Below are 14,240 nucleotides of genomic sequence, written 5' to 3' on the forward strand. Positions count from 1 at the left end.
CACGCCCCATTCAAGGGCGCGCAGGGCGCGGTCTTTGCCGACCGCGCAAGGCATTGGGCATACGGTTGTGCCAGGGCAACTGCCCGGAGCCATTCACCAATGAGGACGGATGACATCTGGAAATAATTAGTCGGCAGGCGTTAGCGCCAACCAGGCCGGGAGGCGGCAAGCGTGCGTCAGCGTGTCGCAGTTCGCACTCTGCACCTTTGAGGAGCATTAGTTCTCTTTCTCAATTGACAATCATTATCATTCAACATAATTTGTCGCTCGATGTGTAGGGCGGCCACGGACTTCTTGCCGTCCCACTAACCTTTTGGCAGCAGGGTGATTTCCATGACGGAACAAGTCTCCACAAGCAGGTGCGACTCGCCGCTACTTCAGGCATTCGTCGACAATCGACTGATTCTGGTCAAGATTGCAGCCCGCATCACCGGCTGCCGATCACGCGCTGAGGACGTGGTGCAGGACGCGTTTTTCCGGCTGCAATCCGCACCGCAGATCACGTCGTCGTTCAAGGCCCAGCTCAGCTATCTGTTCCAGATCGTGCGCAACCTGGCGATTGATCACTACCGTAAACAGGCACTGGAGCAAAAGTATTCCGGGCCTGAAGAGGAAGGTCTGAACGTGGTGATCCAGGGAGCTTCGCCGGAAACGTCGCACATCAATTTCTCGACCCTGGAAAACATCGCCGACGCACTGACAGAGCTGCCGAGCCGCACCCGCTACGCTTTCGAGATGTATCGCTTGCACGGCGTGCCACAGAAAGACATCGCCAAGGAACTCGGCGTCTCGCCAACCCTGGTGAACTTCATGATTCGCGATGCACTGGTGCACTGCCGCAAGGTCTCGGGCAGTCGGGCGGATACCTTTGCTCGTCGTTAAGATCTGAAATTTGCGTCACCCCAATCGCTAGCAAGCTAGCTCCTACATTGATCTCTGGTGTTCACGAAAACCATGTACACCAAAGTTCCATTGTGGGAGCTAGCCTGCTAGCGATGACGGACTCAAGATCAGAACAAGCCTTGAGCCCTCCCCTTCACACCAACCCACACCGCTCGAAAAACCGCTCACGCCCCAACACCATCAACGCGGCACGCTTGTGCGGGAAGTCGAACTCTTTCTCGCGGTAAAACCGCTGATCCTGCATGTAGCCGATCATCCTGGCGTTGTCGGCCCGGGGCTCGGCGACCACTCGCTGCGTACGCGGATCATCAAGAAAAAGGTAATGCACCAACGCCGATAACCAGCTCGCCACCTTGTGCGGGCCACGGTGATTCTCCTCGCCCACCAGCATGTGGATGCCACGGTCATAATCGTTGGCATCGTAGAACGGTGCGATGCGATCTTCCTTGGCCCAATAGGCTTCGTAATAGGCAAACGGTTGATCGTCGAAACAACCGATCAGCGTCAGGGTGTGGGGGTCGGCCTGGAGTTTGCTCAGGTACTCGCGATGCTGTTCGAGGCTGCCCTCCTCCTGCCAAAAACTCGCCACTCGCGCGCTGTTCTGCCACCGATTGAAACGCGCCAGATCGACATCGATGTCCACGGTGCGCAGGGAAATCCACATGCCCAGGCGCACATCGAATCGTCGGTAAACCTCGCCTCGTGGCTTGCCCGGCCGCAAAGGGTGACGCTTGCCGCCACTGATGACCATTTGCTGGGGATAGCTGTTGGTCAATTGCACCCGCCACGGCTGTGGCAACTGCCAGAACAGCGTGCGCTCACAACGGTATTGATTGGCCGTGTCCGTGGTGACCAGCAAACCACTGAGCAATGCCTCGGCCGGGGCTTCATCGAGATGCCAGGTCAGGCGCTGGCAGGCCGGATCCCGGGCGAACAGCCAATAACAGGCCGCCCACAGAGCCGCTACATCCGGTTGGCCGCAGCCTTCCTCCCGCTGCAGCTGCAGCTGCAGCTCAGGATCGCGAGTCAGGCGCAGCTGGACCAGCGGTTGGCCGTCAAGGCTGAGGCTCAGGCGGTTTTCGGTTTCATCGGCTACAAGTCGACTGCCCGAAGGTAAAACCAGGGCGGTCAGGTCATTCTGATTGGACATGGGTCGGGCTCACGCTAATGGTCGACAGTTCAACAATGTGACGTCAGCCGCGGCGGAAAATTTAAGAGAAGTCGCTCAAGGGTTGATCTCAAGCAACGCGCTCAGTTACCGGAAACGGGCACCACCGCAATCTTGTACGGATCGAAAATCTTCAGCATCTGGCCATTGTCCCGCAGCCCTTGCAGCAACTTGCCGAACGCTTCGCCACTGATGGGCGCTGCCGGGCGCAGGATGGCGTAATGGTGATAGATCTGATCGATGCGATCGGACACCAGCAACTCATTGGCCACATTCAGATTGCGCAAAAAATAGTCGTTGAGATAGGAACGCGTGACCAGCGCGATGTCGGCCCGCCCGCGCAAGACCATCAACAGGTTGCTGTCATGGGAGTAGGTCAACGTGGCGTTATGGTTTTTGGCGAGATACTGGGGCTCGGCAATAAAGTTGGCGAATTCGTAGTGGTAACCACTGAACAGTGCCAGGCGCTTGCCGGTCAGGTCTGCAAAATAGTCTTGCTGGCGAATCGCACGCCCCTCGGGCTGACGTTGTGCGACGAAAATCTCCGCGTCTTCCAGGCCCATGTCGACATCGGTGTGGGGAATGTCTTTCCAGCCCCAGGCGGGGTTTTCGAAGATCGCCATGTCGATCCGCCCTTGCTTGAAGTCACCAAAGCGCCGAGGAATGGAAGTGGGAACCAGGACGAACTGATAGTCACTCTGCAGGGCGTTCAAGGCCTCGACCAGTTGCGGCAGCAAGCCGGTATCGGCGCCGGACTCGGGGCGCACGGTGTACGGAGGAAAATGCGCGGCACCGATTCGCACCAATTGCGCGGCCTGGGACGGCAGCATCCATAACGCCACAAGCACCGTCAGCAAAAGCCGCGAAGCTGTCCGAATTGGCGAAGACATCAAGACAAGCCACTCCCCAAAAGTACTGCATCAATGCATTCAAGCTAGGCGGTTTCGCCCAGTTAGCCAGTTTCCCGCCAACCTACAAAGCAAATCATTTTTCCTCAAGTACCAGAATCAGTGCTTCGTCGGCCAGTTGATCCAGGCTCATGCTGCCATCGGCGCGAAACCAGGTGGTTGTCCAGGACAGCGCCCCGGTCAGAAAACGTCGTGTGATGAACACATCACCCCGGATAAAACCGGCGCTTTTGGCTTCACCCAATACCTGCAACCAGATGTCTTCATAGATGTCGCGCAATGCCAACACCTTGGCCTGCCCCTCCTCAGACAGCGACCGCCATTCATAGACCAATACCGCCATGGCCTCGCCACTGCCGCCCATGATCGACTGCAATTCACAACGGATCAGCGCCAGAACGCGCTCGCGCACATTGCCGGCCTCGGCAATGGCGGCACGCATCAACGCGGTGTTGTAACGAATGGTCTCCTCCATCACCGCGCGCAGGATGTCATCCTTGCTTTTGAAGTGATGAAAAATGCTGCCCGACTGAATGCCTACCGCACCGGCCAGATCGCGCACGGTGGTGCGCTCGTAACCTTTATTGCGAAACAGGTGAGCCGCCACTTGCAGCAACTTGCCACGGGCACTGTCCGGATCGGTCAACTGGCCGTTGTCGACCAATTCGCGCATGACTCCAAGGGCTCTTTGCTCATCCACCCGATCTCTCCTACAGTCGTGATCACCGCTAAAACAGCGGGGTTGCGCGGGCAATTTAAGCTGACGGCCCGAACCAAGCAAGCGCTCGGGCAGAAGATATTTTTCGTGATTTACAAACCAAGCGCTTGCTTGGTAGTCTCGATGCACTCTGTTGGAGGTGGTTATGGAATTGACTGCGCCAAAAACGATTCGCATTGGCTGCGCCAGCGCATTCTGGGGCGATACCTCGACCGCGGCCGCGCAACTGGTGAATGGCGGACGTCTGGACTATCTGGTTTTCGACTACTTGGCCGAGATCACCCTGTCGATCATGGCCGGCGCGCGCATGAAAGACCCCTTGAGCGGTTACGCGGGCGATTTCATCGAGGTCCTCAGCCCCCTGCTCCCACAACTTGCCGAGCAAAATATCCGGGTCATCAGCAATGCCGGCGGGATCAACCCGCAAGCCTGTGCCGCCGCCCTGCAAGCAGCCTGCGACAAGGCCGGCGTTTCATTGAAGATCGCCGTGCTGCTGGGCGATGACCTGCAACCGCAACTCAAACGATTGAACACCCTGGGCATCCATGAAATGTTCAGCGGAGCGCCATTGCCACCGATGTGCGTGTCGACCAACGCCTACCTCGGCGCACCGGGCATCGTCGAAGCCCTGCGCCTGGGAGCGGACATCGTGATCACCGGGCGCGTGGTCGACAGCGCGGTGGTCAGTGCCGCGCTGGTGCATGAGTTCGGCTGGTCGTGGCACGATTACGACAAGCTGGCCCAGGCCGCACTGGCCGGGCACATCATCGAATGCGGCGCCCAGTGCACGGGCGGCAACTTCACCGACTGGCGCGATGTGCCCGATTACGAGCACATCGGTTTCCCCATCGTCGAAGTCAGCGCCGACGGCCAGTTTGTTGTCAGCAAACCCGAAGGTTCCGGTGGTCTGGTCACGCCGCTGACAGTGGGCGAGCAGATGCTCTATGAAATCGGCGATCCGCGCGCGTATCTGCTGCCGGATGTGGTCTGCGACTTCACTCAGGTCAAATTGCACCAGCAGGGCAAGAACGCCGTGCAGGTGCACGGTGCGAAAGGCTTGCCGCCTACCGATCAGTACAAGGTCAGCGCCACGTATCCGGATGGTTTCCGATGCACCGCCAGTTGCCTGATCGCAGGTATCGATGCGGTGGACAAGGCCCGGCGCGTCAGTGAAGCCATCATCAACAAGACCTCGGAAATATTCACTCAACGCGGCTGGCGTCCCTTCAGTGAGGTGAACGTCGAACTGCTCGGCAGCGAGGCGACCTACGGTCCCCACGGCCAGCGCTCAGACAGCCGCGAAGTGGTGATCAAACTCGCGGTGCGTCATCCGAACAAACAGGCGTTGATCGTGTTCTCCCGGGAAATCGCCCAGGCCGCCACCGGAATGGCGCCCGGGCTGACCGGCATCGTCGGCGGCCGGCCCACGGTCTATCCGCTGATCCGACTGTTCTCGTTCCTGATCGACAAAAGCGTCTGCACACTGGAAATTGATTTCATGGGCCAGCGCCACCCGTGTGTCCTGCCCGCCCTCGATGCGCTCGACAGCGCCGAACTGCCCACAGTGCTCGACCCACCGAAACCCACTGGTCTGGCCGACGCCAGCGTGGCGCTGGTCAAACTCGCGGTGGCGCGCTCCGGCGACAAGGGTAATCACAGCAACATCGGCGTGATGGCCCGCGATCCCGAGTACCTACCGTGGATCGCCGAGGCGCTGACGCCGGAGGTCGTTGTCGACTGGATGAGCCATGTTCTCGACCCGGTACTGGGTCGCGTCGAGCGCTGGTACTTACCAGCCACGCACAGCCTGAACTTCCTGCTGGAAAACGCCCTCGGTGGCGGTGGCGTCGCCAGCCTGCGCATCGATCCGCAAGGCAAGGCCTTCGCCCAGCAACTGCTGGAGATCCAGATTCCGGTGCCGCAGCGCATCGCCGACCAGGTCAACTAGAGGACAACCGCCATGGCCTACGATTCGATTTTCAAAGCCGATCTGTTTGCCGGCCAAAACATCATCGTCACCGGCGGCGGCAGTGGCATTGGTCGCTGCACCGCCCACGAACTGGCGGCCCTCGGCGCGCATGTGCTGCTGGTGGGGCGCAAGGCGGACAAACTCAAAGCGGTCACCAGCGAGATTATCGACGACGGCGGCAAGGCCGACTGGAGCACCTGCGACATTCGCGAAGAAGAAGCCGTGACGCATCTGGTCAGCGAACTGATCCGTAAACACGGGCCGATTCACGGTCTGGTCAACAATGCCGGAGGGCAGTACCCGTCGCCACTGGCCTCGATCAATCAGAAAGGTTTCGAAACGGTGATGCGCACCAATCTGGTGGGCGGTTTCCTGATGGCCCGTGAAGTGTTCAACCAATCCATGAGCAAACACGGCGGGGCGATCGTCAACATGCTCGCTGACATGTGGGGCGGCATGCCGGGCATGGGGCATTCGGGGGCGGCGCGGTCGGGTATGGACAACCTGACCAAGACAGCCGCATTCGAGTGGGGATACGCCGGGGTGCGGGTCAATGCCGTGGCGCCAGGCTGGATTGCTTCCAGTGGCATGGACACCTACGAAGGTGCGTTCAAGGCAGTGATCCCGACTTTGCGCGAACACGTGCCGCTCAAGCGTATCGGTACTGAATCGGAAGTCAGCGCGGCGATTGTTTTCCTGCTCAGCCCTGCCGCAGCCTTCATCAGCGGCAGCACCTTACGCATCGACGGCGCCGCCAGCCTTGGCGGACGGGCATGGCCGATTCACAAGGCGACGAACAGCGAATCCTATAACGGCTTCCACCGCGCCTACCTTCCCGACGTCCTCAAGGACAAGGAATAACCCATGCCGGTGATCCAGTCGCAACTCGATCCCGACAGCGAACAGTTCGCGCAAAACCGTGCGGCGATGCTCAGCGCGGTCGAACAGGTCCAAACCCTCGAACAGAACCTGCTGGACAAGGCGGCCGAAGCCAAAGCCAAATTCGACAAGCGCGGTCAACTGTTGCCCCGTGAACGCCTCAATCTGCTCCTCGACCCCGGCGCGCCGTTCCTCGAACTGGCAAGCCTGGCCGGCTATAAACTGCACGATGACAAGGACGGCAGTTCGGCCGGCGGCGGCTTGATCGCCGGCATTGGTTATGTGTCCGGTGTGCGGGTGCTGGTGGTGGCGAACAACAGCGCCATCAAGGGCGGGACCATTTCCCCCAGCGGCTTGAAAAAATCCCTGCGCCTGCAACAGATCGCCATGGAAAACAAACTGCCGGTGATCACCCTGGCCGAAAGCGGCGGCGCCAATCTCAACTACGCGGCAGAGATTTTCGTCGAAGGTGCGCGCAGCTTCGCCAACCAGGCGCGGATGTCGGCCATGGGCCTGCCGCAGATCACCGTGGTGCATGGCTCTGCCACGGCGGGCGGCGCTTATCAGCCTGGATTGTCGGACTACGTGGTGGTGGTGCGCGGCAAGGCCAAACTGTTCCTTGCCGGGCCTCCGCTGCTGAAAGCGGCCACCGGGGAAATCGCCACAGACGAAGAGCTGGGTGGCGCCGAGATGCACGCACAAACGGCCGGCACCGCAGAATACCTGGCAGAAAACGATGCCGATGGCGTGCGTCAGGTGCGCGAAATTGTCGCCATGCTGCCGTGGAACCAACAACTGCAATGGTCACCCGAACTCCGCTGGGAAGAGCCGCTCTACCCGATCGACGAACTGTTGGGACTGATCCCGGATGACCCGAAGAAACCTTACGACGTGCGTGAGATCATCGCCCGCATCGCCGACGGCTCGAACTTCCTCGAGTTCAAGGCCGAATACGATCAGCAGACCGTCTGCGGACAGCTGAAAATCCAGGGCCGCGCCTGCGGCTTCATCGGCAACAACGGCCCGATCACACCCAAGGGTGCAAGCAAGGCGGCGCAGTTCATCCAGCTCTGCGACCAGAGCCAGACCCCCTTGCTGTTCTTTCATAACACCACCGGGTTCATGGTCGGCACCGAATCGGAGCAGCAAGGTGTGATCAAGCATGGCGCCAAGATGATTCAGGCAGTGGCCAATGCCCGTGTGCCCAAGCTGACCATCGTGGTCGGCGGTTCCTACGGCGCCGGCAACTATGCGATGTGCGGGCGCGGCCTGGACCCGCGCTTCATCTTCGCCTGGCCCAACAGCCGTACCGCGGTGATGGGCGGCGCGCAGGCGGGCAAAGTGCTGCGCATCGTCACCGAGGCCAAACAGGCCAAGGACGGGCTGGTACCTGATCCGAAAATGCTCGACATGCTCGAGCAGGTCACGGCGCAGAAACTCGACAGCCAAGCCACGGCGCTCTACGGCAGTGCCAACCTGTGGGACGACGGTTTGATCGACCCGCGCGATACCCGGACTCTGCTGGGTTACTTGCTGGATATCTGTCAGGAGGCCCGGGTGCGGCCGCTGCAAGCCAACAGTTTTGGTGTAGCCCGTTTGTGATTGATCGTTCCCACGCTCCGCGTGGGAATGCAGCCCGGGACGCTCTGCGTCCCAAAAGCGGACGCAGAGCGTCCATAGAGGCGTTACCACGCAGACGGTTCGACGCCTCGACGTGGAAACGATCATGGATCAGAGGAGAACAATAAAAATGATCTTCACCCAGGAACACGAAGCACTGCGCCGCACCGTTCGCCAATTCGTCGAACACGAGATCAACCCCCATGTCGAGGAATGGGAAAAAGCCGGGCGTTTTCCGATCCATGAGATATTTCGCAAGGCGGGCGACCTCGGTCTGCTGGGCATTTCCAAACCGGAAAAATTCGGCGGCATGGGCCTGGACTACAGCTATTCGATTGTCGCTGCCGAAGAGTTCGGCACCATTCATTGCGGCGGCATTCCGATGTCCATCGGCGTGCAGACCGACATGTGCACCCCGGCCCTCGCCCGCTTCGGCTCCGATGAACTGCGAGACCAGTTCCTGCGCCCGGCCATCAGCGGCGAGCAGGTCGGTTGCATTGGCGTCTCCGAAGTCGGTGCCGGTTCCGATGTGGCCGGGTTGAAAACCACCGCGCGCAAGGACGGCGACGACTACGTGATCAACGGCAGCAAGATGTGGATCACCAACTCGCCAAGCGCCGATTTCATCTGTTTGTTGGCCAACACTTCGGACGACAAACCGCACATCAACAAGTCACTGATCATGGTGCCGATGAACACGCCAGGTATCAGCCTGAGCTCGCACCTGGACAAACTCGGCATGCGCAGTTCGGAAACCGCCCAAGTGTTTTTCGACAACGTGCGCGTGCCGCAGCGCAACCGCATCGGCCATGAAGGCGCGGGGTTCATGATGCAGATGCTGCAGTTCCAGGAGGAACGCCTGTTCGGCGCGGCCAACATGATCAAAGGCCTGGAGTACTGCATCGACAGCACCATCGAGTACTGCAAGGAGCGCAAGACTTTCGGCAATGCGTTGATCGACAACCAGGTCATTCACTTCCGCCTGGCTGAACTGCAAACCGAAATCGAATGCCTGCGTGCGTTGGTCTATCAGGCCACCGAACAGTACATCAAAGGCCAGGACGTCACGCGTCTGGCGTCGATGGCCAAACTCAAGGCCGGTCGGCTGGGCCGCGAGGTCAGCGACAGTTGCCTGCAATACTGGGGTGGCATGGGTTTCATGTGGGACAACCCGGTGGCCCGCGCTTATCGCGATGTGCGCCTGGTGTCGATTGGCGGCGGTGCCGACGAAATCATGCTGGGCATCATCTGCAAACTCATGGGCATCCTGCCGGGGAAAAAGAAATGAGCACCCTGCCCGATTGCCAGACGCTGCTGCTGGAACTGCACAACGGCGTGCTGCACGTCACCCTCAACCGCCCGCAAAGCCGCAATGCCATGAGCTTGCAGATGGTTGCCGAACTGCGCGCGGTGCTGGCGGCGATTCATGACGACCGCACCGTTCGTGCATTGGTCATCGGCGGTGCCGGCGGCCACTTCTGTGCCGGTGGCGACATCAAGGACATGGCCAACGCCCGTACCCAGGGTAGCAGCGCGCACCGCGATTTGAACCGGGTGTTCGGTGCGCTGCTGCAAGAAGTGCAACACGCACCGCAAGTGGTCATTTGCGTATTGCAAGGCGCTGTGCTTGGCGGTGGTTTTGGGCTGGCCTGTGTCAGCGACATCGCCATAACCGAGCATTCGGCGCAATTTGGCCTGCCAGAAACCAGCCTTGGCCTGCTGCCGGCGCAAATCGCACCGTTCGTGGTCCAGCGCATCGGCCTGACCCAGGCCCGGCGCCTGGCACTGACGGCGGCGCGCTTCGATGGCACCCAAGCGCGGCGGATGGGCCTGGTGCACTTTGTCGAGCACGATCCGCAAGCCTTGGCCGAGCGTCTCGATGAGGTGCTGGCGCATGTACTTTGCTGCGCACCGCAAGCCAATGCTGCAACCAAAAAACTGCTGCTGGCCAGTGCCGGACAACCTTCGGACGCGCTGCTCGACCAAGCCGCCGAGTGGTTCAGCGAAGCGGTGACCGGGGCCGAGGGCGTCGAGGGAACCATGGCCTTTGTGCAAAAACGCAAACCGGGGTGGGCCTCCTGAAAAGCATCGCTGGCAAGCCAGCTCCCACAGGGACCTGTGTCGCACACACAACCTGTGAAAGCTGCCACAGGAATCTGTGTCGCACACACAACCTGTGGGAGCTGGCTTGCCAGCGATGAGGCCCGAACAAGCACTGCAAACTCAAGAGAGCTATCCCATGCCCGGATTCAGCAAAATCCTCATCGCCAACCGCGGTGAAATCGCCTGCCGCATCCAACGCACCGCCCAGGCGCTGGGTTATCGCACCGTCGCCGTGTTCAGCGATGCCGATGCCGATGCACTGCACGTAGAAATGGCTGACGAAGCCGTCAACATCGGTCCGGCCCCGGTGCAACAATCATATTTGAATATCCCGGCAATCATCGACGCCGCCCGGCGCACCGGCAGCGATGCCATCCATCCCGGCTACGGTTTCCTCTCGGAGAACGCTGGATTCGCCCTCGCCTGCCGGGAGGCCGGCATCACCTTCATCGGTCCCAGCCCTGAAGCGATTGAATTGATGGGCAGCAAACGCCTGTCGAAAATCGCCATGAGCGAAGCGGGTGTGCCCTGCATCAAAGGCTATCAAGGTGCCGCTCAGGATGACGCGACCCTGAGTCGCGAAGCCGAACGCATTGGTTATCCGTTGATGATCAAAGCCAGCGCCGGCGGTGGCGGGCGGGGCATGCGCCTTGTGCATGACAGCAGGGTTTTGCTGGAGCAGATCCGCACGGCACGCTCTGAAGCGTTGAACGGTTTTGGCAACGGTGAACTGATTCTGGAACAGGCGTTGATCGAGCCACGCCATGTCGAGGTGCAGTTGTTCGGCGACCAGCATGGCAACCTGATCTATCTCGGTGAACGGGACTGCTCGATCCAGCGTCGCCATCAGAAGGTCATCGAGGAAGCCCCTTGCCCGGTAATGACTGACGTATTGCGCCAGGCCATGGGAGAAGCGGCGCTCAAGGCCGGGCGGGCCGTGAATTACGTCGGCGCCGGCACGGTGGAGTTCCTGCTAGATGCACGGGGGCAGTTTTACTTTCTGGAAATGAACACCCGCCTGCAAGTAGAACATCCAGTGACGGAGTTGATCACCGGGCTTGATCTGGTGGCCTGGCAACTGAACATTGCCGATGGCCAACCGCTGCCATTGCGTCAGGAGCAAGTACAACTCACCGGCCACGCCATGGAAGTGCGTTTGTATGCTGAAGACCCCGCCCAAGGCTTCCTCCCGCAAACCGGACGCATTGCGGGGTGGGAACCCGCTTTGCGCGACGGCGTGCGGGTCGACCACGGCCTGATCGAGAGTCAGAACATCAGCCCCTTCTATGACCCGATGCTGGGCAAAATCATTGCTTACGGCGCCACCCGCGAAGAGGCCCGGCGCAAGCTGCTGCGGGCGGTGCAGGACAGCGTCCTGCTGGGCATGCAAAGCAATCAGCGCCTGCTCGCCAGCCTGTTGCAACATCCGGCATTCATCGCTGGAGAATTCAGCACTGGATTGATCGCCCAAGCGTTTGCCGATCATCCGTGCCTGCAACCCTTTGCGCCCAACCCTGAGCAATTGGCAATCGCCGCCGCCCTGCTCTATCAGGCCTCGGCCGGGACGCACCGTGCCTCATTGGCCGGGTGGCGCAATAACGCCAGCGTGCCGCTGCACTATCGCCTCGGCCTGGAGGATCAGCAATGGTCGGTGGTGTTGAACGCCGGACCGGGAGAGATCTACCGGATTGAAGCCGTCGGCCACAGTCTTGAGGTGAAGCTCATTCACAGCGACGGACACTGGGCCACGCTGGAAATCGACGGGATCCGTCAACGCCATGCCTATCGCCTTGAGGGCAAACAACTGTGCCTGTTCACCCGCCCCGGCAGCTTGGCGCTGGAGGACCGAACCCAGGCCCGGGTCAGCAGCCAGGCCAACGTCAGTTCAGGCACCCTCAAGGCGCCGATGGACGGCGCGATCGTCGACGTGCTGGTCAGCGAGGGCAGCGCCGTCAGCAAAGGCCAGCTTTTGGTCGTGCTCGAGGCGATGAAAATGGAGCATCCGCTCAAATCCGGCATCGACGGCGTGCTCAAGCGCTTGCAGGTTCGGGTCGGCGACCAAGTGAAAAACCGCCAGATTCTGTTGGAGGTCGAATAAGCCGCTAGGCGGAACCGCCGGGTTTGGCTACGCTCAAAGGCTATCAGGACGCGGATACCAGGAACCCTGCGATGCCTCATTGGCTGGTCATTGATTTGGAAGCCACCACCGACGAGGGTGGCTGGCCCGTTACAGAAATGGAAATCATCGAAATCGGTGCCACCCTGGTGGATCGCAAGGGACGTGAACTGGATCATTTCCAGCGATTTGTCCGCCCAACGCGCCGACCGTTGCTCACACCATTTTGCCGGGACCTGACGCACATCACCCAAGCCAACATCGATACCGCGCAACCCTTGGGCGATGTCTGGCCCTTGTTCGAGCGTTGGCTCGGCCAACATCACAGCCGCCTCGAAGGCTGGGCCAGTTGGGGCGATTACGATCGCAAGCAATTGCTGCAGGAATGGCAGCGCCTGCAACTCGACAGCGTCTTGAGTCGCATCCAGCACATGAATCTCAAACAACGCTTTGCCAAAGCCCGACGGCTGGAACGTCCGCTGGGCCTCAATGGCGCCTTGCAACTGGCCGGTCTGCAATTTACCGGTCAGCAGCATCGGGCGCTGGAAGACGCTCGCAATACCGCACGACTGCTACCACTGGTTCTACCGCTTTAGACAGGTGACGCCAACAAAGGCCTTGTGCATACTGGCCGGCCATTTTTAGCCCTTTTCGAGGAATCGCCCATGTTTAAAGTCAACGAGTACTTCGACGGCACCGTCAAGTCGATCGCCTTTGGCACCGCTGACGGTCCGGCGACCATCGGCGTCATGGCTCCGGGCGAATACGAATTCGGCACTGCCCAGCGTGAAGTCATGCACGTGGTGTCCGGTGCCCTGACCGTCAAGCTGCCAGACAGCAACGACTGGGAAACCTTCGCCGCCGGCAGCCAGTTCAACGTGCCTGCCAATAGCAAGTTCCAGCTGAAAGTGGCCGTCGACACCGCTTACCTGTGCGAATACCACGGCTGATCCCCTGGGTTTCACAGCGCAAAAAAAATGCCCGCATCCAAGGACGCGGGCATTTTTTTATTCAACGATTTTATTCAAGGATGGTCACCGGCATGCCGACTTCCAGCCGGCCATTACCGTCGTTGACCAGATTTTGCCCGAACATCGCGCCATCCGCTTCGGACCGATATTTTTGCAAAGTGGCGAACGGTTCGCGATCGGCGTTGCGTTCGCCGGTCTGAGGGTCGATGGTGGTCAGGATGCAACGTGAACACGGCTTGACGACACGGAATTCGACTTCACCAATGCGAATACGCTTCCAGCCATCTTCGGCAAACGCATCAGCGCCTTCGATCACCAGATTCGGGCGAAATCTCAGCATTTCCATAGGCCGCCCGACTTTTTCCGACAGATCGTCCAGCGACGCCTGCCCGATCAACAACAACGGAAAGCCATCCGCGAACGCAACCTGATCGTCATCCTTGCCATATCCGGCCTGGGTGGTTCTGGCACGGTCGAGTGGCACTTGCACCAGGCGTGTCGGTTTACCGATAAATTCACTGACCCAGGCACCTGCGGCGTCACCGGCATCGGGCACACGCAGCGTATCGCGCCAGATGGTCACACCGCGCAGTTCGGCTTCGCTGGCGGGCAAGGCGATATCAATCGGCGCATGGCCCGGGGCACTGAGGGTCAAGCCGCCAGCAGCATTCCACAACGCCGACAGCTGACTCATTTTCGCCACCGCTCGCTGGGTCAGGAAACGCCCGCTGGCCTCGTCCACCAGCATCCAGCGTCGATCCCCGTCGAGGCCAAGCTTGTCGAGACCGATCTGTTGCAGGATTTCGCCCTTGCCGGATTTCAACGGATAACGATAAAGCGCACTCAGACGCAGCATGACCAGCTCCCTGATGGACCAAAAACGCC

Annotated in this window: 13 protein-coding genes; 9 read left to right on the top strand and 4 right to left on the bottom strand. The window is 60.1% G+C overall.

Annotated features, from left to right (window positions below):
• Positions 1-333: 333 nt before the first annotated feature.
• On the top strand, positions 334-882 hold the full coding sequence (locus ASD60_RS23840) for an RNA polymerase factor sigma-70 (RefSeq protein WP_056856344.1): 549 nt from the start codon (positions 334-336) through the stop codon (positions 880-882).
• A gap of 154 nt (positions 883-1,036) precedes the next feature.
• Here the strand turns inward: ASD60_RS23840 and ASD60_RS23845 are convergent, their stop codons facing one another.
• From ASD60_RS23845 to ASD60_RS23855, 3 genes are all read right to left on the bottom strand, one after another.
• Complete coding sequence (locus ASD60_RS23845; RefSeq protein ID WP_056856345.1) at positions 1,037-2,053, bottom strand: GNAT family N-acetyltransferase; 1,017 nt, start codon at positions 2,051-2,053, stop codon at positions 1,037-1,039.
• Positions 2,054-2,154: 101 nt separating this feature from the next.
• On the bottom strand, positions 2,155-2,961 hold the full coding sequence (locus tag ASD60_RS23850; protein ID WP_177336604.1) for a substrate-binding periplasmic protein: 807 nt from the start codon (positions 2,959-2,961) through the stop codon (positions 2,155-2,157).
• A gap of 94 nt (positions 2,962-3,055) precedes the next feature.
• A complete protein-coding gene (locus tag ASD60_RS23855; RefSeq protein ID WP_056856346.1) occupies positions 3,056-3,679 on the bottom strand; it encodes a TetR/AcrR family transcriptional regulator in 624 nt (207 codons plus the stop codon).
• 163 nt (positions 3,680-3,842) lie between these two features.
• Here ASD60_RS23855 and ASD60_RS23860 point away from each other — a divergent pair, with 163 nt between their 5' ends.
• The 8 genes from ASD60_RS23860 to ppnP all read left to right on the top strand — a co-directional run bounded on the left by ASD60_RS23860 (position 3,843) and on the right by ppnP (position 13,334).
• Positions 3,843-5,645 (top strand): acyclic terpene utilization AtuA family protein, encoded by a 1,803-nt coding sequence (locus tag ASD60_RS23860; RefSeq protein ID WP_056856347.1) that lies wholly within the window; start codon positions 3,843-3,845, stop codon positions 5,643-5,645.
• A 12-nt stretch (positions 5,646-5,657) separates the two neighbouring features.
• Positions 5,658-6,527 (top strand): SDR family oxidoreductase, encoded by an 870-nt coding sequence (locus ASD60_RS23865; protein WP_056856348.1) that lies wholly within the window; start codon positions 5,658-5,660, stop codon positions 6,525-6,527.
• A 3-nt stretch (positions 6,528-6,530) separates the two neighbouring features.
• Positions 6,531-8,147 carry a geranyl-CoA carboxylase subunit beta gene (gene atuC, locus ASD60_RS23870; RefSeq protein WP_056856349.1) on the top strand — a complete coding sequence of 539 codons (1,617 nt, stop codon included), beginning with the start codon at positions 6,531-6,533 and terminating at the stop codon, positions 8,145-8,147.
• A 148-nt stretch (positions 8,148-8,295) separates the two neighbouring features.
• A complete protein-coding gene (gene atuD / locus ASD60_RS23875) occupies positions 8,296-9,453 on the top strand; it encodes a citronellyl-CoA dehydrogenase (RefSeq protein WP_056856350.1) in 1,158 nt (385 codons plus the stop codon).
• Entirely contained in the window at positions 9,450-10,247 is a 798-nt protein-coding gene (locus tag ASD60_RS23880) for an enoyl-CoA hydratase/isomerase family protein (protein WP_056856351.1), read from the top strand. Before atuD ends, ASD60_RS23880 begins: the two co-directional genes overlap by 4 nt.
• A gap of 157 nt (positions 10,248-10,404) precedes the next feature.
• The gene (locus tag ASD60_RS23885; RefSeq protein ID WP_056856352.1) at positions 10,405-12,366 is read left to right on the top strand and encodes an acetyl/propionyl/methylcrotonyl-CoA carboxylase subunit alpha; all 1,962 of its coding nucleotides are present in this window, start codon (positions 10,405-10,407) and stop codon (positions 12,364-12,366) included.
• Positions 12,367-12,437: 71 nt separating this feature from the next.
• Positions 12,438-12,980, top strand: a complete 543-nt coding sequence (locus ASD60_RS23890) for an exonuclease domain-containing protein (RefSeq protein ID WP_056856353.1) — start codon at positions 12,438-12,440, stop codon at positions 12,978-12,980.
• 69 nt (positions 12,981-13,049) lie between these two features.
• Complete coding sequence (gene ppnP / locus ASD60_RS23895) at positions 13,050-13,334, top strand: pyrimidine/purine nucleoside phosphorylase (protein ID WP_056856354.1); 285 nt, start codon at positions 13,050-13,052, stop codon at positions 13,332-13,334.
• A 70-nt stretch (positions 13,335-13,404) separates the two neighbouring features.
• Here ppnP and ASD60_RS23900 read toward each other — a convergent pair whose 3' ends face one another.
• The gene (locus ASD60_RS23900) at positions 13,405-14,211 is read right to left on the bottom strand and encodes an MOSC domain-containing protein (RefSeq protein WP_056856355.1); all 807 of its coding nucleotides are present in this window, start codon (positions 14,209-14,211) and stop codon (positions 13,405-13,407) included.
• Positions 14,212-14,240: the final 29 nt, after the last annotated feature.

Origin of the sequence: Pseudomonas sp. Root562, assembly GCF_001427125.1 — a bacterium.
Taxonomy (GTDB): Bacteria; Pseudomonadota; Gammaproteobacteria; order Pseudomonadales; family Pseudomonadaceae; genus Aquipseudomonas.

Excerpts from the sequence above, each read along its gene's own strand:
- atuC (WP_056856349.1), top strand. The coding sequence starts at position 6,531 with ATGCCGGTGATCCAGTCGCAACTCGATCCCGACAGCGAACAGTTCGCG.
- ASD60_RS23890 (WP_056856353.1), top strand. The coding sequence starts at position 12,438 with ATGCCTCATTGGCTGGTCATTGATTTGGAAGCCACCACCGACGAGGGT.
- ASD60_RS23900 (WP_056856355.1), bottom strand. The coding sequence starts at position 14,211 with ATGCTGCGTCTGAGTGCGCTTTATCGTTATCCGTTGAAATCCGGCAAG.
- ASD60_RS23885 (WP_056856352.1), top strand. The coding sequence starts at position 10,405 with ATGCCCGGATTCAGCAAAATCCTCATCGCCAACCGCGGTGAAATCGCC.
- ASD60_RS23880 (WP_056856351.1), top strand. The coding sequence starts at position 9,450 with ATGAGCACCCTGCCCGATTGCCAGACGCTGCTGCTGGAACTGCACAAC.
- ASD60_RS23845 (WP_056856345.1), bottom strand. The coding sequence starts at position 2,053 with ATGTCCAATCAGAATGACCTGACCGCCCTGGTTTTACCTTCGGGCAGT.
- ppnP (WP_056856354.1), top strand. The coding sequence starts at position 13,050 with ATGTTTAAAGTCAACGAGTACTTCGACGGCACCGTCAAGTCGATCGCC.
- ASD60_RS23840 (WP_056856344.1), top strand. The coding sequence starts at position 334 with ATGACGGAACAAGTCTCCACAAGCAGGTGCGACTCGCCGCTACTTCAG.
- atuD (WP_056856350.1), top strand. The coding sequence starts at position 8,296 with ATGATCTTCACCCAGGAACACGAAGCACTGCGCCGCACCGTTCGCCAA.
- ASD60_RS23865 (WP_056856348.1), top strand. The coding sequence starts at position 5,658 with ATGGCCTACGATTCGATTTTCAAAGCCGATCTGTTTGCCGGCCAAAAC.
- ASD60_RS23850 (WP_177336604.1), bottom strand. The coding sequence starts at position 2,961 with ATGTCTTCGCCAATTCGGACAGCTTCGCGGCTTTTGCTGACGGTGCTT.
- ASD60_RS23860 (WP_056856347.1), top strand. The coding sequence starts at position 3,843 with ATGGAATTGACTGCGCCAAAAACGATTCGCATTGGCTGCGCCAGCGCA.